This window comes from Bradyrhizobium sp. P5_C12 (assembly GCF_054049735.1).
In genome coordinates this window covers 1-21,928 of record NZ_JBFULU010000007.1, presented here as the reverse complement: position 1 = coordinate 21,928, position 21,928 = coordinate 1, and the positions used below count along the sequence as shown (strand labels likewise).

Sequence of the window (21,928 nt, the reverse complement as noted above, 5' to 3'; positions counted from 1 at the left end):
AGCGTCTCGGCCCAGCGACTGCTGTCTCTGCAATACTGGATCGCCCGCTCCAGTGCGCAATTGCGCACAAGGCGGGCGATGACAGCGTCGTTGTGGCCTGCCCTACTTCTCAGGCTCGCGCCTCACGCCCCGTTCAGGAATTGAAGCGGGTCAACCGGACTGGATCCCTTACGGATCTCGAAGTGGAGCTGCGGCGACGCCACCTCACCGGATTGACCCGACTTGGCAATGACCTGACCGCGCTTGATGGTATCGCCGCGCTTCACCATCAGCTCACTCGCATGGGCATATGCGGTGACGTAGCCGTTGGAGTGCCGAACCAGGACCAGATTGCCATAACCCTTCAGCTCGTTGCCGGAATAGGCAACGACGCCATCTTCAGCCGCCTTGACCGGCGTACCCTCGGGCACTGCGAGATTGATGCCGTCATTGGACTTGCCGTTGGTCTTGGCGCCGTAGGTGGTGATCACCTTGCCGCGCACCGGCCAGCGGAAAGTCGGCAGCGCGCTGGTGACTTCCGCGGCCTTCGCCGGCGTCTCGGCGGGCTTCTCTTCGACATTGGCGGTGGCCTGGGCCAGACGGGCACTCTGCACCGGCGCGGCAACGGCGGCCATCTTGGTGGCGGGCGCCGGAGCGGCCGCAACGGGCTGCAGGGTACCCGCAACCGGGGCGGCCGCGACGGGAGCCGGAGCAAGCGGTGCCGCAACCGCGGCGGTCTTGGCGCCGGGCACGGTCAGCCTGGCGCCGAGCTTGAGCTTTGCCGAAGGCTCAAGGCCGTTGGCGCGGGCGAGCTCGGCCGGCGAGATATGGTTCTTGCGCGCGATGCTGGCGAGCGTGTCGCCGCGGTTGACGAAGTGGAGGCTGGGCGGCGCAGCGACGGCCGCAACCGGCTTGGCGGCGGGCGCCATCACCGGAGCGGCAGCAACCGGAGCCATCGCCGGCGCGGGTGCGGCAGCCGTCGCGCCGGGACGCGGGATGATCAGCTGCTGGCCGGGCGAGAGCGCACGCGGGCCCTTGTAGCCGTTGGCGGCAAGGATCGCCTGCGGCGTGACGTGATAACGCTTGGCGAGCACGTCGAGCGTATCGCTGGTGCCGACGATGATCTTGGTCCCGCCGGCCGGCTGGGCGGCTGCGACCGAGCGCGGCGGCACGGTGGCTGTGGTCTCGAGATGCGGCTGTGCCGGCGGCGCATAGGAACCGACGCCACGTCCGCCCCCGGACACACCGCCACCCGCCGCAACGGGATAGGATTGCGGCGCGGAAACCGCCGGCGGCGGCAGCGGCTGAGACTGATAATAGCCGGGCTGGGTCTGCGGCCGCGAATATTGCGGCAGCTCACGCTGCGGCGGGGGCGCCTGCTGCACCGAGCCGGTCGCTTCCGACGCGAAGGGATTGGAGAAATTCGACTGGGACAGCCGCGACGACATGTCGGCGCTGCACCCTGCGAAGCTGAAGGAGATCAGCGCCAGCACCGCGACCTGCGGTACGCGGCGCGAGTAAAGCAACTCGGCGACGACAGACATGGTTACTCACTCGTACGCAACAGAACTGGTCTTTTAAGTAAACACGCGCCGAGTAAATAACGGCTTAACCCTCCCAATAAGATGTTGGCAGCACAGCCGATCCGGAATTCTACAGCTCCCGCGCCACGCCGGGCAGCGCCGGCACGAAGCGGACCTCGAGGAGTTCCTTGCGCTCGATCCCGGCCTCGCTGCGGCTTAGGCGGATCAGCGTCTGCACGCCCTGATGCGGGCCGACCGGTGCGATCAGGATGCCGCCGACCTCGAGCCGCTCGACCAGGTTCTCCGGAATCTGCTCCATCGCCGCCGTGACCATGATGCGGTCGAATGGCCCGATATTGGCGGGCAGGTTGAGACCGTCGGCCAGCATCACCTCGACGTTGTGACAGTCGAGCTTCTCAAGCCTGGCGCGTGCGGCGTCGGCGAGCTTGCGGTAGCGCTCGACCGTCAGCACCTGGCCTGCGAGCCGCGACAGCACGGCGGCCTGATAGCCGGAGCCGGTGCCGATCTCGAGCACGCGATGCCGCTTCTGGAGTTGAAGCTGCTCGGTCATGTAGGCGACGACGAAGGGCTGGCTGATGGTCTGCCCGCAGGCAATCGGCAGCGCGCTGTCGCGATAGGCGCCGGCGCGATCGGCCTCGTCGACGAACAGCTCGCGCGGCACCGCCTCCATGGTGCGCAGCACCGCCTGATCGCTAATGCCCCGACGCCTCAGCGTGAGCTGAAACATCATCTTTTCCGGCGGGTGATGATCGGAGGTCATGGCTGTCAGTGTTCGTCTCGTCAGATCCGGATCGAGGTTTTGTGCAGCAGGTATTCGCGCCCGAATCTTGTTCCGGCTCAGGAACCCATGATAGACTTTCGATGCAGCATTTGACCACACATTGGCTTGCGACGGAGCAGCGGCGATCACCATTCGCAGGCTTCCGTTCGCCCAAACGCGCATTGCGTCCTGTAGCGTTATCTGCGAACGTTTGTCCCTATGGGCAAGGACTCAGCTATGACTGCGGCAAGGCTTTCGGGCCGTTCTGTATTCCTCGTCGAGGACGAGGTCATGATCAGGATGATGGTCGCGGACATGCTCGAAGAGCTCGGCTACAAGGTCGCAGCTGAGGCCGGCGATATCAACGAAGCGATGCGGCTTGCCCAGGCGACCGAATTCGACATCGCCATCCTCGACGTCAACGTCAACGGCAAGGTGATTTCGCCGGTAGCCGATCTGATCAAGGAAAAAGGCTGCCCCTTCATCTTCGCGACCGGCTACGGCTCCTCGGGCCTGCCCGAGCAATATCGCGACCGGCCGGCGCTCCAGAAACCGTTTCAGCTCGACGCGCTCGGCAAGACGATCGAGGCCGCGCTTCGCGGCGCCTAGCGGATCTCCGTAGCCCGGATGGAGCGAAGCGCAATCCGGGATTGGAGCCGCGCGGCACGAGGCCCCGGATTGCGCTTCGCTTCGTCCGGGCTGCAGGCTAGCGGCTACTTGAGCGTCGCGCCCAGCGCCTCCGAAAACGCCTCATTGGTTCGGTCGAGCCTGAGAGGGGTGACCGAGACGTAGCGCTCGCGCAGTGCCGCCAGATCTGTGCCTTCGGCGGGCGTGTCCATCATCGCCGCGCGCTCGAAGCCGATCCAGAAATAGGGATTGCCGCGGCCGTCCCTGCGCTCGTCGATCCTGAGGAAGCCGAGGTTGCGCTTGCCCTGCCGGGTCACGCGGATGCCCAGGACATCCTCCGGCGCGCAGGACGGGAAGTTGACGTTGATGACGGTGTCCTTCGGGATCCCCGCCTTGATCACTTTGCGCAGGATATCGGGCCCGAATTGGCGCGCAGTGTCCCATTGCGGCCGGTCGCGGGTCTCGACGCTGAACTCCTGCGACAGCGCGAACGACGGAATGCCCAGGATGGTGCCCTCCAGCGCGCCGGCGATGGTGCCGGAATAGACCACGTCCTCGGCAACGTTGCGCCCCTTGTTGACCCCGGACAGCACGACATCGGGCAGCTTGGCGCCGAGGATATGGCGCGCGCCCATGATGACGCAGTCGGTCGGCGTGCCCCGCACCGCGAAGTGCCGCGGGCCGACTTCGCGCAGGCGCAAGGGATCGTTCAGCGACAGCGAATGCGACACGCCGGACTGGTCGAGCTCGGGCGCGACCACCCAGACATCGTCGGACAGCGCCTGCGCGATTTCCTCCACGACCTTGAGGCCGGGGGCGTGGATGCCGTCGTCATTGGTGCAGAGAATGCGCATATCTCAGCTCGATTCCATGGGTCGTCTCAAGCTGGTCTTATCCGGCTATGACCGATCAGGCAAACGGACGCCGCCTTGGCCGATGGGCCTCTCAGCGGCGAATTCTCCACTGCGGCAAGAACCGCGCAAGCCTGCCTTCCGCACGCAGCACGAAGGCCGGTGGAACCGGCGGCCGGGCCTGGAGCAGCTCCGCGGCAGCGGGCGGCGCCGGCAACAGGTCGGCCACCGTCGGAGCCGGCTCACGCGGATAGCGCGTGCGCGCGGTCGTCAATGCCGCGTCAAAATCGTCGATGTTGACGCCGGGCTTGGCCCGCCGGCTCTGCACGAGAGCGTCGTCCCAGAGCCGCGCGATCTCGATGTCCAACACGCCACGCAGGCGCTGGTCGACGGCCTGGATGCCGGCACCCGTCACCGCCCATTGTCTGCCGACCCAGAAGATGTCGCGGTGCAAGGCCATGAACGGGGGTTTCGAGTTGTCGGGTGGCCGACAAGATAGCCGGCCGCCCGATCTTCGCAACCAAACGTTTCCGCGTTACGGCCGGCCAATCGCGCCCTACTCGCGCGCGACCACCTTCAGCCCGCCCATATAGGGCTGCAGCACGTCGGGGACCGCAATCGAGCCGTCCTCTTGCTGGTAAGTCTCCATCACCGCGATCAGCGCGCGGCCAACTGCGGTGCCGGACCCGTTCAGCGTGTGCACGAAGCGCGGCTTGCCGTCGGGGCCACGCGAGCGCGCATCCATGCGCCGCGCCTGGAAGTCGCCGCAGACCGAGCAGCTCGAGATCTCGCGGAACATGCCGCCGTCGCCCTGCCCGGGCATCCAGACCTCGATGTCATAGGTTTTTTGCGACGAAAAGCCCATGTCTCCTGCGCACAGCGTCATCACGCGGTAGTGCAGGTCGAGCTTCCGCAAGACCTGCTCGGCGCACGAAAGCATGCGCTCCAGCTCGTCCTTGCTCGCTTCCGGCGTCGTGATCGAGACCAGCTCGACCTTGGTGAACTGGTGCTGGCGGATCATGCCGCGGGTGTCGCGTCCGGCAGCACCGGCCTCGGCGCGGAAGCACGGCGTCAGCGCGGTGAGCCGCATCGGCAATTGCTTCTCGTCGAGAATGGATTCGCGTGCGAGGTTGGTGAGCGATACTTCCGCGGTCGGGATGAGGCCGAGACGCTCCGTGCGCAACCGCTCGTGATCGGGCGCGGCCAGGAGCTCGCCCTTGATCGCCCAGAACTGATCGTCCTCGAATTTCGGCAATTGCCCGGTGCCGAACATCACTTCGTTGCGCACCAGGAGCGGCGGGTTGATCTCGGTATAGCCGTGCTCGGTCGTGTGCAGGTCGAGCATGAACTGGCCGATCGCGCGTTCGAGCCGCGCCAGCCCCTTTTTCAGCACGACGAAGCGCGCGCCGGAGAGTTTTGCCGCCGCCTCGAAATCCATGTAGCCGAGCGCCGTGCCGAGATCGTCATGCAGCTTCGGCGTAAAGCTGTAGTTGCGCTTGTTGCCGAACACATGGTGCTGCAAATTGCCGTGCTCGTCGACGCCGTCGGGCACGTCGTCGAACGGAATGTTCGGGATCGCGGACAGCTCTTTCGTCAGCTGCTCGTCCGCAGCTTTCGCGGCGGCCTCGAGCTCCGGCATCGTGGTCTTGAGCTCGGCGACCTCGRCCATCAGCTTGGCCGCGCGCGTCTCGTCCTTCGCCTTCTTGGCGTCGCCAATCTCCTTCGATGCTGCGTTGCGCCGCGCCTGAGCCTGCTCCGAGGCCAGGATCGCCGCGCGCCGCGTCTCGTCGATCGCCAGCAGCGAGGCCGACAACGGCTTCAGGCCCCGCCGCGCGAGACCGGCGTCGAAGGCTTGCGGATTGTCGCGGATCGATTTGATGTCGTGCATGGCCGTGGTCCTGGGGAGCGCGTAGATGGTCAACATTTATGCTGACAATTTACATTGGCGCGTCTCCTAGCACGGCTGTCATCATCCGCGAAGGCGGATGATCCAGTATTCCAGAGACGGCAGTGATTCCCCGAGAGGCCGCGGCGTACTGGATTCCCCGCTTTCGCGGGGAATGACGGCCGAGAATGGGGCGCCCTACTCCGCCGGATTGGCGTCCGACGATGCGCTGGCGGACGCCTGCGAGGCCGCCGCCTTCTTCTCCACCATCCCCACCGCGATGATCGAGCCCTCATAGAGCGCCAGCAGCGGAATCGCGAGCGAGCACTGGCTCAGCACATCCGGCGGCGTCAGGACGGCCGCGATGACGAAGGCGATGACGATGAAATAGCGGCGTTTTTCCCGCAACATCTTTGCCGTGATGATGCCGATGCGCCCCAACAGCGTCAGGATCACCGGAAGCTGGAAGGCGATGCCGAAGGCGAAGATCAGCGACATCATCAGCGACAGATATTCGCCGACCTTGGGCAGCAGCTGGATCTGCGCGGTCTCGTCACTGCCGGCCTGCTGCATGCCGAGCGAGAAGCGGACCAGCATCGGCAGCACGACGAAATAGACCAGCGCCGCGCCCAGCACGAAGAAGAACGGGGTTGCGACCAGATAGGGCAGGAAGGCCTGCTTCTCGTGCTTGTAGAGGCCCGGCGCCACGAACTTGTAGATCTGCGTCGCAACGATCGGGAACGAGATGAAGCCGGCGCCGAACAGCGCGAGCTTGAGCTGGGTGATGAAATATTCCAGCAGCGCCGTGTAGATGAATTTCGAATTCTCCGGCCCTGCGACCCACACGAACGGCCAGACCAGCACGTTGTAGATCTGCTTGGCGAAGAAGAAGCAGAAGATGAAGGCCACGCCGAATCCGAGCAGCGCCTTGATCAGCCGCGAACGCAGCTCGATCAAATGGTCCATCAATGGCGCTTTGCTCGCCTCGATATCGGCGTCGCTCATGACGCTTTGGCGTCCTTGATCGCCTCGGATGGCGCGGTGTCCTGCGCCACTGGAGTCTGCTCGACCTCGCGGGTGATGGCGAGCGGCTCGCTCGCCGCCGCGTGGGCCTCGGCTTCCACGAAGGTCGCCGGCGTCGGGGCTTCCGGAGTCGTCGGCGCCGCCAGCGCTTCACCTGACGTCGCCGGCGGTTCGACGGCAGTGGTCGTGGAGGTCTCGGCCGGCTTGTCGAGCGCATCGACCCGCAGGGCGTCGCTGACGTCCTTCTGGAGCGAGGTCATCAGATTGTTCCCGGCGAAGCCGGTGGCTGCTTCCTTGACCTCATCAAAGCTCTTCTTGAGGTCGGCCATTTCGGCTTCGCGCATCGCTTCCTGGAACTGGCCCTGGAATTCGGCGGCCATCTTGCGGGCCTTGCCCATCCACTGTCCGACCATGCGCAGCACGCCCGGCAGCTCTTTCGGGCCGATGGCGATCAGGGCCACGACCCCGATGAGGACCAGTTCACTCCACCCGATGTCGAACATGAGGTCTTCCGTTCAGGCCAGCCGCAACCGGCCCAATCCTCTCCACGCAGGATCGGGACCGCCCGCGTCCGTCCACGCTTAGGCTCAGACGGCCTTGCTGCCGACGTCGGTCCGTGCCGCGGTCGGCGCGGCAGTGTGCTCGATCGACTTGGCCGGCTCGGGCTTGTCGGCGACCTTGTCGTCGTCCTGCATGCCCTTCTTGAACGCCTTGATGCCTTGCGCCACGTCGCCCATCAGATCCGAGATCTTGCCGCGGCCGAACAGCAGCAGGACCACTGCGATCACCAAGATCCAGTGCCAAATGCTAAGCGAACCCATCCTGCAACCCTCCAAACACGCATGGCCGGGGTCCCGGCCGATCTTCACTGAAACCTAGGCGTCGCAGGTGTCAAAAACAAGGACCAAGGCAGCGCCAATTCGCTGTTGGCGCTACGTAATCTTGCTAGTGTTAACTGGTCGCAGGGGTCTGCAAACGGACCGAACGTCAGCCCTCGTCGCCACCCTCATTGCCGCCTTCCGGCGTCTCCGGCTCGACTGCGGGAGCCAGCGCAAGATCCAGGTCCTCGCCCGGTTCCAGCGGATCCTCGTCCTCGCGCAGCGTCGGGTCGTCCGACGGCGTCGGCACGCTGAATCCGGTCGGCAGGCGCGAATCCAGCAGGCCGGTGCCCTTGAGCTCCTCGAGGCCCGGCAGATCGCCGAGCTGTTCCAAGGTGAACTGCGACAGGAAGTCCTCGGTGGTTCCGAAGGTCAGCGGACGGCCGGGCGTCTTGCGCCGGCCGCGCGGCTTGATCCAGCCGGTCTCCAGAAGCACGTCGAGCGTGCCCTTCGAGGTGACGACACCGCGGATTTCCTCGATCTCGGCCCGCGTCACCGGCTGGTGATAGGCGATGATCGCCAGCACCTCGATCGCCGCGCGCGACAGGCGGCGGGTTTCGGTGCTCTCGCGCGTCATCAGCCAGGCGAGATCGCCTGCGGTGCGGAACGTCCATTTGTTGGCGATGCGCACGAGGTTCACCCCGCGCGTGGCATATTCGGCCTGCAACTGGGCGAGTGCGGCCTTGACGTCGACGCCTTCCGGCATGCGCTTGGCCAGCGTCGCGGTATCCAGCGGCTCGCTCGAGGCGAACAGGAGAGCTTCGAGCAGACGCAGCTCCTCGGGACGTGCCTGGGATTCGTTCTCCATCGGCTCGGCCTCGTCTATCCGCACTTCAGCCAGGCTTGCCATGGCAGATTCTCCTTCTTGCACTTAACCGACCGGCGCATCAGGCGCAGGAGTTGCGTCTGGCACCGGTTGATGGCGCCCCTTTCGGAAATAGATCGGCGCGAACGCCTCTTTCTGGTTCAGCTCCAGTTGACCTTCCCGCACCAGTTCGAGCGCGGCGGCGAAGCTCGAGGCGAGCACCGTCGCGCGCTGCGTCGGATCGGCGACGTGCCGGAGCAGAAAGTCGTCGAGAACGCCCCAGTCGTCCTGTTCGGTGATGCTGCCGACCAGCCGCTCCAGCGTGGCGCGCGCTTCAGCCAGCGACCACACCGTGCGCTTGGCCAGATGCACGCTTGCCAGCACGCGCGACTGGCGCTGCGAGGCATAGGCGGTGAGCAGGTCGTACAGCGTCGCAGTGTATTTCGGATGCTTGATCTCGGCGATCCGCTCCGGCTCGCCGCGCGGAAAGATGTCGCGCAGCAATTGCTGCCTGTTCATCAGCCGGTTGGCGGCTTCGCGAATGGCCTCCAGCCGCCGCAGACGGTTGGCGAGCGCCGTCRCCATTTCCTCGGCGCTCGGCCCTTCCGCGCTCGGCGGCTCCGGCAGCAGCAGGCGCGACTTCAGGAAGGCGAGCCAGGCCGCCATCACGAGATAGTCGGCGGCAAGCTCCAGCCGGATCTTTCGCGCGGCTTCGATGAAGTGGAGATATTGGTCGGCCAGCGCCAGGATCGAAATCTTGGAAAGGTCGACCTTCTGCTGCCGCGCCAGCGCGAGCAGCAGGTCGAGCGGGCCTTCATAGCCCTCGACGTCCACAACCAGCGCCGGCTCACCCTCGGCGAGCTCTGCAGGCCGCCCGGTTTCAAACGATAGGATTTCTGCGGTCATGCGGATGCCGTGTTTACCCGTGCGATCAATGCGTCCAGTTCGGCGCGTGCGGCCGCGCGGTCGAACGGTTGCGGTGCCTTGCGCGCCGCGAGCGCGGCTTTCGCCCGCTCCAGCGCCCTGCCCGACAATTCAGGCGTCTGGGCGGCGACATCGCGCATCTCCTCGATGTTGCCGTTGCAATGCAGAGCCATGTCGCAGCCGGCCACGAAGATCGCCCGGGTCCGCTCGGCAAGGCTTCCCGCCAGCGCGTTCATCGACACGTCATCACTCATTAACAAACCCTGGAACCCGATCACGTCGCGAATCACCTGAGCGATCATTGTCGCAGAAGTCGTCGCTGGATGGGCGGGGTCGACGGCGCTAAACACAACATGTGCAGTCATCGCCATCGGCAGGTTCGCGAGCGGCTTGAAAGCCGCAAAGTCGGTCCGTTCCAGTTCGTCCCGGGGCGTGTCGACCATGGGCAGCTTGAAATGGGTGTCGGCAGTGGCGCGTCCGTGGCCGGGAATGTGCTTCAGGACCGGCAGCACCCCACCCTGTTCCAGGCCGTCAGTGATCGCGCGGGCGATCGCCGCAACCTTGCCCGGCTCGGTGCCATAGGCGCGGTTGCCGATGACGGCATCGGCGCCCGGGACCGGCACGTCGGCCAGTGGCAGGCAATCCACGGTAATGCCGAGATCGGCGAGATCGGCCGCGATCAGCCGCGCGCTGAGGCGCGCCGCGGTGAGCCCGAGGGCCGAATCAGTATCGTACAGGGACGCGAAAACGGCGCCGGGCGGGTAGACCGGCCAGTGCGGCGGCCCCAGCCGCTGCACGCGTCCGCCCTCCTGATCGATCAGGACAGGGGCGTCGGGGGAATCGGCAACCGCTCGTAATTCTTCAACCAACGCAGCAACTTGAGCCGGAGTCTCGACATTGCGTTTGAACAGGATGAAGCCCCATGGGCGCTGGTCGCGGATAAACTCCCGCTCGGCGGCGGTCAGTTCCGTTCCGGATACGCCGGTAATGAAGGCCCGCGTGCTCATAAGGGCCGATTAACCCTGCCCCGCGAGGGGGTCAAGGAAACGGCGGTTAATTCCTCTGGACGAAGCAGGTCGGCAAGCCAGCGGACTTCAGGCTGTTGCAAGCCTGCGTCGCATCCTCGGCCGAACCATAGGGCCCAGCGAAGGCGCGGTAGACGATGCCCTTGCCCTTGTCGGTGAGATCGACACGCTTGATCACGGGCGAGCGCGATCCGAGTACGCTGCCATACTTGCTCTGGAGCACCCGGTAGGACGCGGCGGCGCTGTCCTCGCTCTGCTGCGAGGAGACCTGCACAATGTAGCCCCCACCGCCACTGCTGGCGGGTGCAAGCTGCGTCGGGTTGGTCGCAGCCATCCGCTGCGGCGGCTCTGATGCCGTCGGCTGCGGCGCGAGCGAGAGCGGCTGATTGGCGCTGGCATTGGCCGAGGTCGGCGGGCTGCGCGGCGCGGCCGCGGTCGGTGCTGCAGGTGCCGCGATGGGCTTGGGCCCGGTTGCCGGCTTGGCGGCCGCCGAAGGCGCGGCGGTTTGCGGCGCCGTGCTGTCGGTCTGATCGCCCTTCACGGCCACGGTCCTGATCGGGCGCGGCGCGTTGTTCGGCAGCGTGCCGTTGCTCGGGATCGGACCAGCACTCGACGGCGGAATGTTGGACGGCGAGACGCTCGCGACCGGCGGCGGGTTGGCATTCTGGTTCAGCGGCGGAAACACCACGCGCGGACCGCCAGCCTTGGCGTTGACGTCGACCGGCGCCTCCTCGCGCGGCACGATCTTCTCGGAGCCATCGCTACTGACCATGCGGTCCGGCACCTTGGCCGAGGAGTCCGTCGGCGCCGGCACGACCTTGGTCGGGGTGTTGTCGGCCTTGATGATCGGCGGCTCGCCGCTGCGGGGCGAGCCCATATAGGTCTTGTAGGCAAAGGCGGCGCCGGTGCCGACCACCGCAAGCGCCAGGATCGCCGCGACCGTCATCATGCCGCCGCGCGACTTCTTCGGCTCGTCGAGATCCGCCTCGGGATAATCACTCTGGAACGCGTAGGGATCGTCCGGATAAGCCGGATCGCGCTGATAGTCCTGCTCGCCCGCCTCAAGCCGCCCGTAGAGCGCATCGTCGTAGCGCGACGGATCGGGCTGGGCCGGCTCCTGATAGGCCGGCTCCTGATAGGCTTGGCTCTGATGGGTTTGCCCCTGATAGGCCTGCTGATCCTGATAAGCCTGATCCTGATACGCCTGGGGCTGATGAAAAACAGGCTCAGGCGCTGCCGGCTGGGCGGCATAGCGATGCAGCGGATGCACCGGGTTCACGGACACGGGATAGTCAGGCTCCGGCGCGGGCACGGGCGCCGGCTGCACGTTGGCACGCCGCATCCATGACGGCGGCCCGGGCTGAGGCGGCGCGGCCGGCTCGGCATAGTCCTGCTGATCGCCGTCCTGCGGATAATCGTCTTCCCGATAGCTCTGGGCAGGTGCAGGCACCGCCGGCGGCTTGGCGCCGGGACGCCCCTGTGCCGCGAATGGATCGGTCTGCCCGATCAGGCGGGCGAGTTCGGCCAAGGGATCATTTTCCGCCTTCCCATGCTGATCGCCACCGCGACCATAGTCATCGGAAGGAAACGGTCTGTCCTGATATCGATCGGCCATCGTGATGATGCGTCCCTTCGGGAAAGCCGCGCACCCCTCGACCAAGGCACGGCCTTCGACCCACAAGGCTTTCAACCAAGTCTAAGCGGTCCGGCTTCTGCCGGTTACCCCCAAAAAATTCCCCTTAAGTAGTTCGCCCCAAACTACCGCATCTCGTCCGGGGCATGGACGCCGAGGATGGCGAGGCCCGATGCCAGGACCGAGACGACGCCCTGGACCATAGCCAGTCGCGCCTTCGTTAGATCTGCATCATTATTGATAATGAAGCGTAAATAGGGCAAATCGCGCCCCTTCGTCCAAAGTGCGTGAAATTCGCTCGCTAAGTCATAGAGATAAAAGGCAATACGGTGCGGCTCGTGGGCCGCGGCGGCGGCTTCCAGCGTCCGCGGAAAAATTGCGAGGCGCTTGAGAAGATCGAGCTCGACGGGGTCCGACAGCCGTTCCACGGCCGACTCGCCGAGCCAGGCGATGCGCTGGCCGGCATCCTCCGGGAGTTCCGGGAACACTTCGGCGCGCGCGTTACGGAAGATCGAGTGGCCGCGGGCATGGCCGTACTGCACGTAGAACACCGGATTGTCGCGCGATTGCTCCATGACCTTGGCGAGGTCGAAATCCAGCACCGCGTCGTTCTTGCGGTAGAGCATCATGAAGCGGACGGCGTCCTGGCCGACCTCATCCACCACCTCACGCAAGGTGACGAAGTCTCCGCTCCGCTTGGACATTTTCACCGCCTCGCCATTGCGCAGCAGCTTCACGAGCTGGACGATCTTGACGTCGAGCGCGCCCCTGCCGGAGGTCGTGGCCTTCACCGCCGCCTGCATGCGCTTGATGTAGCCGCCATGATCGGCGCCCCAGACGTCGATCATCTCGGCGAAGCCGCGGTCGAACTTGTTCTTGTGGTAGGCGATGTCGGAGGCGAAGTAGGTGTAGGAATTGTCCGACTTGATCAGCGGACGATCGACATCGTCGCCGTAGGCCGTCGCCCTGAACAGCAGCTGCTCACGGTCCTCCCAATCCTCGACCGGCGCGCCCTTCGGCGGCGGCAGGCGGCCTTCATAGATGTCGCCCTTGGCGCGCAGGAAATCGATGGTCTCGGCGACCTTGTTGTTGCAGCTCTCGATCAGCGAGCGTTCCGAGAAGAACACGTCGTGGCGGATGTTGAGGGCGGCGAGATCGTCCTTGATCTCGTCCATCATCATCGCGATCGCCTTGGCGCGCACCACCGGCAGCCACTCGGCCTCGCTCATCGCGAGGAGCTTGTCGCCGTGCTCCTTCGCCAGTGCCGCGCCGACCGGCTTCAGATAGTCGCCGGGATAGAGCCCGTCCGGGATCGCGCCAATGTTCTCGCCGAGCGCCTCGCGGTATCTCAGGAAGGCGGAACGCGCGAGCACGTCGACCTGCGCGCCGGCATCATTGATGTAATATTCGCGCGTGACGTCGTGGCCGGCGAACTGGAGCAGGCTCGCCAAGGCGTCGCCAAACACGGCGCCGCGGCAATGGCCGACATGCATCGGCCCGGTCGGATTGGCCGAGACGTATTCGACATTGACCTTGGAGCCGCCGCTGACGCGGCCGTAATCGGCGGCCTCGCGCAGCACCGTCCGCAGCGCCTCCGCCCAGGCGGAGGGCTTCAGCGTCAGATTGATGAAGCCCGGGCCGGCGACGTCGACCTTGGCGATCAGCGCGTCGGCGCGCAGCCGCTCGGCGATCTGCTCGGCGAGATCGCGCGGCTTCGCCTTCGCCTCTTTCGCAAGCACCATGGCGGCGTTGGTCGCCATGTCGCCATGGGAGGCATCGCGCGGCGGCTCGACCACCACGCGCGAGAAATCGGTGCCCTCGGGCCAGCCGGCGTCCACAGCGAGCGCGCGGCAGGCGGCGTGCACGCGCGCGAGCACGTCGGCGAACAGATGCAGCGATGAGGATGTGTCGGGCATGGCCGCCGCCTATCGCAAATCCGGGGTCGAGTCAAAGAGCCGCTGGTGCTCGGTCAGGGCGAAACGGTCGGTCATTCCGGCAATGAAATTGCCGATCCGGCGAGCCCGGTCGCCCTCGTTGTCGCCCTCCGCCCCCTGCAGCCATTCCGGCGGCAGCTCGGCCGGCATCGCCAGGTATTTCCCGAACAGGTCGAACAGGATCTGTTCCGCCTGCCCCATCACCCGCATCACCCGCTCGTGGCGATACATGTGCTGATACAGGAAGCGCTTGATGGCAGCCTCCTCCTCGGCGACCTCGGCGGGGAACGCGACCAGTGCGCGGCTCTGCTGGCGCACGTCCTGGGCCGATTGCGGCTTGACCTCGGCGAGGTTCTTGCGCGCCTCCGAAAACACCGCGCCAATCAGGTGGGAGATCAGCTCGCGCACCAGCTCGGCGCCGCGCCTGACCTCGTCGAGATCGGGATAATGCGCGGTGGTCTCGGCAATGATCTCCGCCGTGAGCGGCATCACCTTGAGCTCGTCGAGATGGAATAGGCCGGCGCGCAGGCCGTCGTCGATATCATGGGCGTCATAGGCAATGTCGTCGGCGATCGCGGCGACCTGCGCCTCCAGCGAGGCGAAGCTCCAGAGCTCGAGGTCGTAGGACTTGATATAGTCGGCGATGCCGACGGGAATGCCGTATTCGCGATAGCGTCCGACCGGCGCGCCGCTGCGGTCGGTCAGCGGGCCGTTATGCTTGACGATGCCCTCCAGCGACTCCCAGGTCAGGTTCAACCCGTCGAACTCGGGATAACGGTGCTCCAGCGTGGCGACGACCCGCAGGGTCTGGGCGTTGTGGTCGAAGCCGCCAAAATCCTTCAGGCAGGCATCCAGCGCCCGCTCGCCGGCATGGCCGAAGGGCGGATGGCCGAGATCGTGGGCGAGCGCAAGCGTTTCCGTGAGGTCTTCGTCGAGCCCGAGCTGCCGGGCCAGCGCGCGGGCGATCTGCGCCACCTCCAGCGAATGGGTCAGCCGGGTCCGGTAGTGGTCGCCCTCGTGGAACACGAACACCTGGGTCTTGTACTTGAGGCGGCGGAACGCGGTGGAATGGATCACCCGGTCGCAATCCCGCCGGAACGGGCTGCGGGTCTGGCTTGGGGGTTCCGCGACCAGCCGGCCGCGGCTGCGATCGGGATCGCAGGCATAGGGCGCGCGGGGGGCAGCCATTCCGACGGACACGGCGAATTTAGTCCCTATCCATTTGATTCTGCGTATGGTGGCACTTAACTATGACGGGCGCGGGATACCAAATGAATTGGGGCAAGTGACCCTGGTGTGACCGCGGGACGATCGGAGACGAACGATGACGACTGCCGTGACCATCAGTGACCGGGCCGCACGCCGGATCGGGGAGATCCTCAAGGGCGAAGGTTCTGGCGCGATGCTTCGGATCTCTGTCGAGGGCGGCGGCTGCTCGGGCTTTCAGTACAAGTTCGACATCGACCGCGCCCAGACCGATGATGATCTCGTGATCGAACAGGACAACGCCGTGGTGCTGGTCGATTCCGCGTCCCAGCCGTTCCTGGCGGGATCGCAGGTCGATTTCGTCGACGATCTGATCGGCGCCTCGTTCCGCGTCAACAATCCCAACGCGACCGCCTCCTGCGGCTGCGGAACCAGCTTCTCGATCTGACCGGCTACGCGCCGGTCATCTGCCTTTCCTCATCGGTCCAGTCCGCCTCGACCGGCATCATCTCCGGCTGAAGCGGCGCGTCATCCCACACCTCATGGTTCAGCGCCCGCAGCAAGGCGGCGACCAGCGCGGGCTTGCGTAAGGGTTTTGCCAGGAAATCCGACATGCCGGCCTCGCGGCAGATCCTGACGTCCTCGGGGAAGGCGTTGGCGGTCAGCGCGATGATCGGCAACGCCGCGAAGCGGCCGCCTTGCGCGCGGATCGCGCGGGTCGCGGCAAGGCCGTCCATGTCGGGCATGCGCACATCCATCAGCACGACGTCGTAGTCGGCCTCGGAGGCCGCCGCGACGGCTTCGACGCCGTCGGTGACGACGCGCAGCTCGACGTCGAAGGCGCCGAGCATCTTGCTCACGACCATCCGGTTGACGGCGTCGTCCTCCGCGACCAGCACCTTCAGCGGCCGGTCAAGGCTCGCGATGCGGGCCTTGAGATCGTCGGCTTCGTCGCGGTCTGCATTCTGGTCGGACGCCTGCGTCTGGCTCCAGGGCAGCACCAGCGTGAAGCGGAAGGTCGAGCCCTCGCCCGGCGTCGAGGTGACGCCGATGGTGCCGCCCATCTGCTCGATGATGCGCCGGGAGATCGCAAGTCCGAGCCCGGTGCCGCCGAAACGGCGGCTGATCGAGGCATCGGCCTGCGCGAAGTCGCTGAAGAGCTGCCCGACCTTCTCGGGCGCGATGCCGATGCCGCTGTCGGTCACGCTCCATTCGACGGTGGCGAGCAGGTCACGCCGCGCCTGGCAGGCGGCCGATATCGTCACCGCGCCTTCATCGGTGAACTTCACCGCGTTGGAGGCGAGGTTGAGCAGCACCTGCCTGATGCGCGCAACATCGCCGCGCAACGTCGGCGGCAGGTCCGGATCGAGCTCGACCTTGACCGACAGCCCTTTGCTCTTGGCGCCTGCGCGAACGACGGTCGCGACCGCCTCGGCCAGCGCCTGCGGTGCGAAGTCGATCGCCTCGAACTGAAAGCGTCCGGCCTCGAGCTTGGAGAGATCGAGGATGTCGTTGAGGATGCGCTGGAGATTGTCGCCGGACTCGCGGATCGTGGTGACGGCCTCGTGCTGCTCCGGATCGAGCTTGGTTTCGAGCAGCATGCTGGCAAGCCCGAGCACGCCGTTCATGGGCGTGCGGATCTCGTGGCTCATCACCGCGAGGAAGTCCGACTTGGCGCGGCTTTCGGCCTCGGCCTTTTCGGCGCGCCAGCGCTCGGTGACGTCGCGCCCGAAGCCGCGGTAACCGAGGAACTGGCCGTCACGGTCGTAGGCCGGCTTCGCCGTCAACGACCACAGCCGCGCCTCGCCGCCGGCGACGACCTTGAGGCTCATCTCGTGCAGCGGTTCGGCGTGCTCCATCAGGCCGACGACGTTGTAGGCCGCCGTCTTGTCCTCGGGGCAGAGCATGTCGAGCACGTCGGCGAATTGCGATCCCTTCAGGAGTTGGAGCGGCAGCTGCGCGACGTCGGCAAAGCGCTGGGGCACGTCGGTGAGATGCCCCTCGGCGTCGGTCTGCCACAGCCAGTCGCTGGCGTTCTCCTGGAAATCCTTCAGCAGCAGCGAGATGATCTCGGTCTGCCGTTCGAGCTCGAGCTGCGCCTTGAGATTACCCAGGAACAGATTGCCCTGGGAGACGATGCTGCGCGCCATGAAGAACGCGAACAGCAGCAGGAACACCGAGGTCACGAGATAGGGGCCGGCGCCGCACATCAGCAGCGCGCCGGCGCAGGCGATGGTCATCGTCGCGAGATAGACGAGGCCTGCGCGCGGGAAGGTCGAGAGCGTGAAGGCGCCGCCGGACATCATGCCGACCATCAGGCAGGCCAGGATCAGCTGGCTGGTCGGCTCGACCCGGCTGAACAGCGCCAGTGGCAGCGTGCCCCAGATCGCCGCGAGGAAGAATGCCTGCCGCAGCATCTGCCGCGCGGCGCGGGCCGAGGCTTCCTGCGGCGGGCTGTTGTGGGACCGCCGCCACGACCGAAACGCGATCAGGGCGACGACTGCAAGCGTCAGGCCCCAGATCGCGAGGAAGTCGTTCCAGCCCCTGCCCCAGAACAGGATCAGCACGATGGCGACGTTGAGCATGGTCACGGCCATCGTCACCGGGATCAGCCGGGTCACGGTGTCGATCTGCTTGGCCCGGATCCGGCGCATCTCGCGCTCGCTGAGATCGGCGGTGAGGCCGTCCTCGATCTCGAAGCCGCCGAGCCAGTACAGGAACGCACCGATCAGGCCGTCACGCGGCTCAGCTTGCTTCATCGATTTGTCCGGCCATTCCATCCGAGGAACCCTTTCGGCATCAATGGCCTGCGGCCCGCTTAAGCCGGGTTAATTTTGTGGGAGATTTTGCGGCGTCCTTGACGGGGGCGTTTGCATTTTGTTCTAAGGTTGGCCCCTGCCTGGAGCCCCGCACATGCCGATCAGAGTAGCCACCTGGAACGTGAACTCGGTCCGGCAGCGGATTGATCTTCTCCTGACTTGGCTCAGGGAGTGCCAGCCGGACATCGTCTGCCTCCAGGAGATCAAATGCGTCGACGAGGCCTTCCCGCGGCTGGAGATCGAGGCGCTCGGCTACAACGTCGTCACTCACGGGCAGAAGACCTTCAACGGCGTCGCCCTGCTGTCGAAATTGCCGTTCGACGAGACCAAATCGGGGCTGGCCGGCGACGACGAGGATGCGCATGCCCGCTTCCTCGAGGGCGTGGTGACGCTCAAGCGCGGGGTGCTGCGCATCGCGTGCCTCTATCTGCCCAACGGCAACCCGGTCGGGACCGAGAAATATCCCTACAAGCTCAAATGGATGTCGCGGCTTCTTGAGTATTCGAAGGAGCGCCTCAAGACCGAGGAGCCGCTGATCCTCGCAGGCGACTTCAACGTCATCCCGGCCGCCCGCGACGTGCACAATCCGGCCGCCTGGACCGAGGACGCCCTGTTCAAGACCGAGACGCGGGAGAGCTTTCAGGCCCTGCTCGGCCTCGGCCTGACCGATGCGCTGCGGGCGGTCACCGACGAGCCAGGGCTCTATACCTTCTGGGACTATCAGGCCGGCGCTTGGCAGAAGAACCACGGCTTGCGGATCGACCATCTGCTGCTGTCGCCGCAGGCCAGCGACCGGCTCGCCAATGTCGGCATCGACAGCTATGTGCGTGCCTGGGAGAAGCCGTCGGACCACGTGCCGGTGTGGGCGGACCTGGATCTCGAGGCGGCGTGAGCCCGCCTAGGATGGTGAGAATGGTGGGTTACGCTTCCGGCGTTCCGTGTTGAGCAACCGGGAATGCAGTCTCTAACCCACCCTACAGGGGTGCCCTATTCGCGACGGCCCTGCACCCACTGTTCCAGCATTTGCAGGCACATGGCGCGGTCGTCGTCGGAGGCCTTGGCGAAAGCGCGGTTGTAGCTTTCCTTGATCCAGGTCTCCTCGGCGCCGGCGCTGTCACGCGCGAGCGTCAGCCACATCAGGCCGCGCGCGGCCTGCCGCGGCAGGCGGTCACCGTTGAAGAGCATCTGACCGAGCAGCGCCTGGGCCTCGTGCTGGCCCTTCTGGGCGGCAAGGCCGAGCCAGCGCGCGCCGTAGCGGAAATCCTCGCGCGAGGCGTCCGGCGTCTTCAGGTAGAGCCGGGCGAGATCGTACTGCGCATCCGCATTGCCGAAATAGGATGCCGCGTAGGAGAACATCTCCCGGGCCCGGTCCGGATCCGACTTGACCTTCGAGTTCGGGATGCCGCTGAGATAATAGCGGCCGAGCGCGACGAAGGCGTTGGCCACGATCTGCGCCTGCGGCGCCGATGGGCTGTCCTCGGCATGAGCGTTCGCGATCCGGCTGAAATATTCGAATGCGCGCACATCGTCCTGGGCGACGCCGTCGCCATTGGCGTACATACGGCCGAGCTTCCACTGCGCGATGGGATGGCCGCCCTCTGCGGCATATTGCAGGGCGCTCAGCGAGGTCTCCTGGCCCGTCACCGCCGGCGGCACGGCCTTGCGCAGCGCGCCCGCCGCACTCGGCACGGCGGAGACCACGGGGATGGTCGCATCCTTCGTGTTGACCGGCGCGCCGTCGAAGGCGAGCGCCGGTGCGGCCAGCGCAGCAGCCCCCAACACAAACGCAACTATGGCACGCCTAGATGTCCGCATAACACTGTTTCTCGTGCGCGCCGCCCGGGTGGGTTACTGCCCCATCGACCGCCGGTCCTACCTGCTGAGCATATTTCCACAGCGCACCCGACGTGTGGTTAGTCGCGCGAGCGCGCCATTTGGTTTTGCGCTGAGCGAGCTCGTCGTCGCTCAATTTTACGTCAAGGGTGCCGGCGACCGCGTCGATCTCGATGATGTCGCCATCCTGCAACAGTCCGATCGGGCCCCCGATAGCGGCCTCGGGCCCGACATGGCCGATGCAGAAGCCACGGGTGGCGCCGGAGAAGCGGCCATCGGTGATGAGCGCGATCTTGCCGCCCATGCCCTGCCCGGTCAGCGCCGCGGTGGTCTGGAGCATTTCCCGCATGCCGGGGCCGCCTTTCGGCCCCTCGTAGCGGATCACGATGACTTCGCCTTCGCGGTAGGTGCGGTTCTGGACGGCCTCAAAGGCGTCCTCCTCCCGGTCGAAGCATCGAGCCGGACCGGTGAACCTCAGGTTGGACATTCCCGCGACTTTCACGATCGCACCTTCTGGCGCCAAATTGCCCTTCAGACCCACCACACCACCGGTGACGGTGATCGGCTTGTCTGCCGGGTGCACCACGTCCTGGTGCGGATTCCATTTCACGCTCTTGAGGTTTTCGGCGATCGTTCGACCGGTGACGGTGAGGCAGTCACCGTGGAGAAATCCGTTGTCGAGCAGCGTCTTCATCAGAAGCGGTATGCCGCCAACTTCAAACATGTCTTTGGCGACATAACGGCCGCCCGGCTTCAAATCCGCGACATATGGTGTCTTTTTGAAGATTTCGGCGACGTCGAATAAGTCAAACTTTATGCCGGCCTCATGCGCGATCGCCGGTAGGTGCAGCGCAGCATTGGTCGAGCCACCGGAGGCGGCAACCACGGCCGCCGCGTTCTCCAATGCCTTGCGGGTGACGATGTCACGCGGCCGGATGTTCTGAGCGATCAGCTCCATCACCTGTTCGCCCGCGGTCATACAGAAGGCGTCGCGGATTTCATACGGTGCCGGAGCGCCGGCCGAGTAAGGCAGCGCAAGGCCGATGGCCTCCGAGACGGTCGCCATGGTGTTGGCGGTGAACTGCGCGCCGCACGCGCCGGCGGACGGGCACGCCACACGCTCGATCTCGTCGAGGTCCTCGTCCGACATGGCGCCGACCGAATGCTTGCCGACGGCCTCGAACATGTCCTGCACGGTGACCTGCTGTCCGCGGAAATTGCCGGGCAGGATCGAGCCGCCATAGATGAAGATCGAGGGAACGTTGAGGCGGACCATCGCCATCATCATGCCCGGTAGCGACTTGTCGCAGCCGGCAAGCCCGACGAGGGCGTCATAGGCGTGGCCGCGGATGGTTAGCTCGACGGAGTCGGCGATGCATTCGCGCGACGGCAGCGAGGAGCGCATGCCGTCATGGCCCATGGCGATGCCGTCGGTGACGGTGATGGTGCAGAATTCGCGCGGGGTGCCGCCGGCCGACGCGACGCCCTTCTTCACCGCCTGCGCCTGGCGCATCAGCGAGATGTTGCAGGGGGCGGCCTCGTTCCAGCACGAGGCGACGCCGACGAAGGGCTGGTGGATCTGCGCGGTGGTCAGACCCATGGCGTAGAGGTAGGAGCGATGGGGCGCGCGCGCGGGGCCTTCCGTCACGTGACGGCTCGGCAGCCTCTGCTTGATGTTGCTCTTCGCGTCCATCGCAAACCAGTTTCCCCGGCCAACCCTTTCAGACCCGAAAAATCAGACCCAAGATTTGAATCGACCTTGGGATTTCTCGCTGCCTTCGCCGGCTGCCCCTCAAACATTAGAGTGATTTTATTCATGCTCGGGTGTGGCTAAAAAGCGGCGCAGATGCGAACCGGCTGCGATAACAGTTAAATCCGCCGTGAGTGTTGCGTGGACAGCACAATCGTTACCGGGAAGACACGGGCTTGCTTATCGGGATACCCTCGCGAAGATAACAATCTACAACTTGAGATTTTACGGCAGGTACGACGCGCCCGGCATGGTCGTGCTGATGGGCGCACCCGCGCGTGAGTCGGGCCTTCTCCGACCCCGTCATCCAGAGGTGCGAGGCTTGCGATGCGAAAGCATCGTAAGCGGAGCTTTGCTTCGTCGCTCCACCCACTCAAAGCCAAGAGGGCGCAGGGAAGGCCGGGTGCCGGCTGGCACCCGCGGTCCGCTGCGCGAAAAGCACACGCAGAAAA

General features: G+C 65.6%; 20 protein-coding genes. 3 read left to right on the top strand and 17 right to left on the bottom strand.

The window, feature by feature from the left end:
* Window positions 1-122: 122 nt before the first annotated feature.
* Together ACXJMY_RS08320 and ACXJMY_RS08315 are read right to left on the bottom strand one after the other, a co-directional pair.
* Entirely contained in the window at window positions 123-1,523 is a 1,401-nt protein-coding gene (locus ACXJMY_RS08320; RefSeq protein WP_456618836.1) for a peptidoglycan DD-metalloendopeptidase family protein, read from the bottom strand.
* A 109-nt stretch (window positions 1,524-1,632) separates the two neighbouring features.
* Window positions 1,633-2,283: a protein-L-isoaspartate(D-aspartate) O-methyltransferase gene (locus ACXJMY_RS08315; protein WP_456618835.1), complete on the bottom strand. Its 651-nt coding sequence runs from the start codon at window positions 2,281-2,283 to the stop codon at window positions 1,633-1,635.
* 237 nt (window positions 2,284-2,520) lie between these two features.
* Here ACXJMY_RS08315 and ACXJMY_RS08310 point away from each other — a divergent pair, with 237 nt between their 5' ends.
* Window positions 2,521-2,892 (top strand): response regulator, encoded by a 372-nt coding sequence (locus tag ACXJMY_RS08310; RefSeq protein WP_456618834.1) that lies wholly within the window; start codon window positions 2,521-2,523, stop codon window positions 2,890-2,892.
* Window positions 2,893-2,996: 104 nt separating this feature from the next.
* Here the strand turns inward: ACXJMY_RS08310 and surE are convergent, their stop codons facing one another.
* The 12 genes from surE to ACXJMY_RS08250 all read right to left on the bottom strand — a co-directional run bounded on the left by surE (window position 2,997) and on the right by ACXJMY_RS08250 (window position 15,068).
* Window positions 2,997-3,764 (bottom strand): 5'/3'-nucleotidase SurE, encoded by a 768-nt coding sequence (gene surE / locus ACXJMY_RS08305; RefSeq protein WP_456618833.1) that lies wholly within the window; start codon window positions 3,762-3,764, stop codon window positions 2,997-2,999.
* Window positions 3,765-3,855: 91 nt separating this feature from the next.
* Window positions 3,856-4,221, bottom strand: a complete 366-nt coding sequence (locus tag ACXJMY_RS08300) for a hypothetical protein (protein ID WP_456618832.1) — start codon at window positions 4,219-4,221, stop codon at window positions 3,856-3,858.
* A 96-nt stretch (window positions 4,222-4,317) separates the two neighbouring features.
* Complete coding sequence (gene serS / locus ACXJMY_RS08295) at window positions 4,318-5,649, bottom strand: serine--tRNA ligase (RefSeq protein WP_456618831.1); 1,332 nt, start codon at window positions 5,647-5,649, stop codon at window positions 4,318-4,320.
* Window positions 5,650-5,844: 195 nt separating this feature from the next.
* A complete protein-coding gene (tatC, locus tag ACXJMY_RS08290) occupies window positions 5,845-6,651 on the bottom strand; it encodes a twin-arginine translocase subunit TatC (protein ID WP_456618830.1) in 807 nt (268 codons plus the stop codon).
* Entirely contained in the window at window positions 6,648-7,172 is a 525-nt protein-coding gene (gene tatB / locus ACXJMY_RS08285; protein ID WP_456618829.1) for a Sec-independent protein translocase protein TatB, read from the bottom strand. Before tatB ends, tatC begins: the two co-directional genes overlap by 4 nt.
* 84 nt (window positions 7,173-7,256) lie before the next feature.
* Window positions 7,257-7,490: a twin-arginine translocase TatA/TatE family subunit gene (locus ACXJMY_RS08280; RefSeq protein WP_456618828.1), complete on the bottom strand. Its 234-nt coding sequence runs from the start codon at window positions 7,488-7,490 to the stop codon at window positions 7,257-7,259.
* A gap of 166 nt (window positions 7,491-7,656) precedes the next feature.
* Window positions 7,657-8,397: an SMC-Scp complex subunit ScpB gene (gene scpB / locus ACXJMY_RS08275; RefSeq protein WP_456618827.1), complete on the bottom strand. Its 741-nt coding sequence runs from the start codon at window positions 8,395-8,397 to the stop codon at window positions 7,657-7,659.
* A gap of 21 nt (window positions 8,398-8,418) precedes the next feature.
* Entirely contained in the window at window positions 8,419-9,258 is an 840-nt protein-coding gene (locus ACXJMY_RS08270) for a segregation and condensation protein A (protein WP_456618826.1), read from the bottom strand.
* The gene (gene nagZ, locus ACXJMY_RS08265; protein ID WP_456618825.1) at window positions 9,255-10,283 is read right to left on the bottom strand and encodes a beta-N-acetylhexosaminidase; all 1,029 of its coding nucleotides are present in this window, start codon (window positions 10,281-10,283) and stop codon (window positions 9,255-9,257) included. The genes ACXJMY_RS08270 and nagZ overlap by 4 nt, the downstream gene beginning before the upstream one ends.
* 46 nt (window positions 10,284-10,329) lie before the next feature.
* Window positions 10,330-11,916 carry an SPOR domain-containing protein gene (locus ACXJMY_RS08260; RefSeq protein ID WP_456618824.1) on the bottom strand — a complete coding sequence of 529 codons (1,587 nt, stop codon included), beginning with the start codon at window positions 11,914-11,916 and terminating at the stop codon, window positions 10,330-10,332.
* Window positions 11,917-12,059: 143 nt separating this feature from the next.
* A complete protein-coding gene (gene argS, locus ACXJMY_RS08255; protein ID WP_456618823.1) occupies window positions 12,060-13,850 on the bottom strand; it encodes an arginine--tRNA ligase in 1,791 nt (596 codons plus the stop codon).
* A gap of 9 nt (window positions 13,851-13,859) precedes the next feature.
* Window positions 13,860-15,068, bottom strand: a complete 1,209-nt coding sequence (locus tag ACXJMY_RS08250) for a deoxyguanosinetriphosphate triphosphohydrolase (protein WP_456618822.1) — start codon at window positions 15,066-15,068, stop codon at window positions 13,860-13,862.
* 124 nt (window positions 15,069-15,192) lie between these two features.
* Between ACXJMY_RS08250 and erpA the strand changes: the two genes are divergently transcribed.
* Window positions 15,193-15,522, top strand: coding sequence for an iron-sulfur cluster insertion protein ErpA (erpA, locus tag ACXJMY_RS08245; RefSeq protein ID WP_456618821.1), 330 nt, complete (start codon window positions 15,193-15,195; stop codon window positions 15,520-15,522).
* Window positions 15,523-15,526: 4 nt separating this feature from the next.
* Here the strand turns inward: erpA and ACXJMY_RS08240 are convergent, their stop codons facing one another.
* On the bottom strand, window positions 15,527-17,854 hold the full coding sequence (locus tag ACXJMY_RS08240; protein WP_456618820.1) for an ATP-binding protein: 2,328 nt from the start codon (window positions 17,852-17,854) through the stop codon (window positions 15,527-15,529).
* Window positions 17,855-17,987: 133 nt separating this feature from the next.
* On the opposite strand from ACXJMY_RS08240, the gene xth reads away from it, so the two are divergent.
* On the top strand, window positions 17,988-18,785 hold the full coding sequence (gene xth / locus ACXJMY_RS08235; RefSeq protein ID WP_456618819.1) for an exodeoxyribonuclease III: 798 nt from the start codon (window positions 17,988-17,990) through the stop codon (window positions 18,783-18,785).
* Between the two features lie 95 nt (window positions 18,786-18,880).
* On the opposite strand, the gene ACXJMY_RS08230 is transcribed toward xth, so the two are convergent.
* Both ACXJMY_RS08230 and ilvD read right to left on the bottom strand, forming a co-directional pair.
* Window positions 18,881-19,708, bottom strand: a complete 828-nt coding sequence (locus ACXJMY_RS08230; RefSeq protein WP_456618818.1) for a tetratricopeptide repeat protein — start codon at window positions 19,706-19,708, stop codon at window positions 18,881-18,883.
* Complete coding sequence (gene ilvD, locus ACXJMY_RS08225) at window positions 19,695-21,419, bottom strand: dihydroxy-acid dehydratase (RefSeq protein WP_456618817.1); 1,725 nt, start codon at window positions 21,417-21,419, stop codon at window positions 19,695-19,697. The genes ACXJMY_RS08230 and ilvD overlap by 14 nt, the downstream gene beginning before the upstream one ends.
* Window positions 21,420-21,928: the final 509 nt, after the last annotated feature.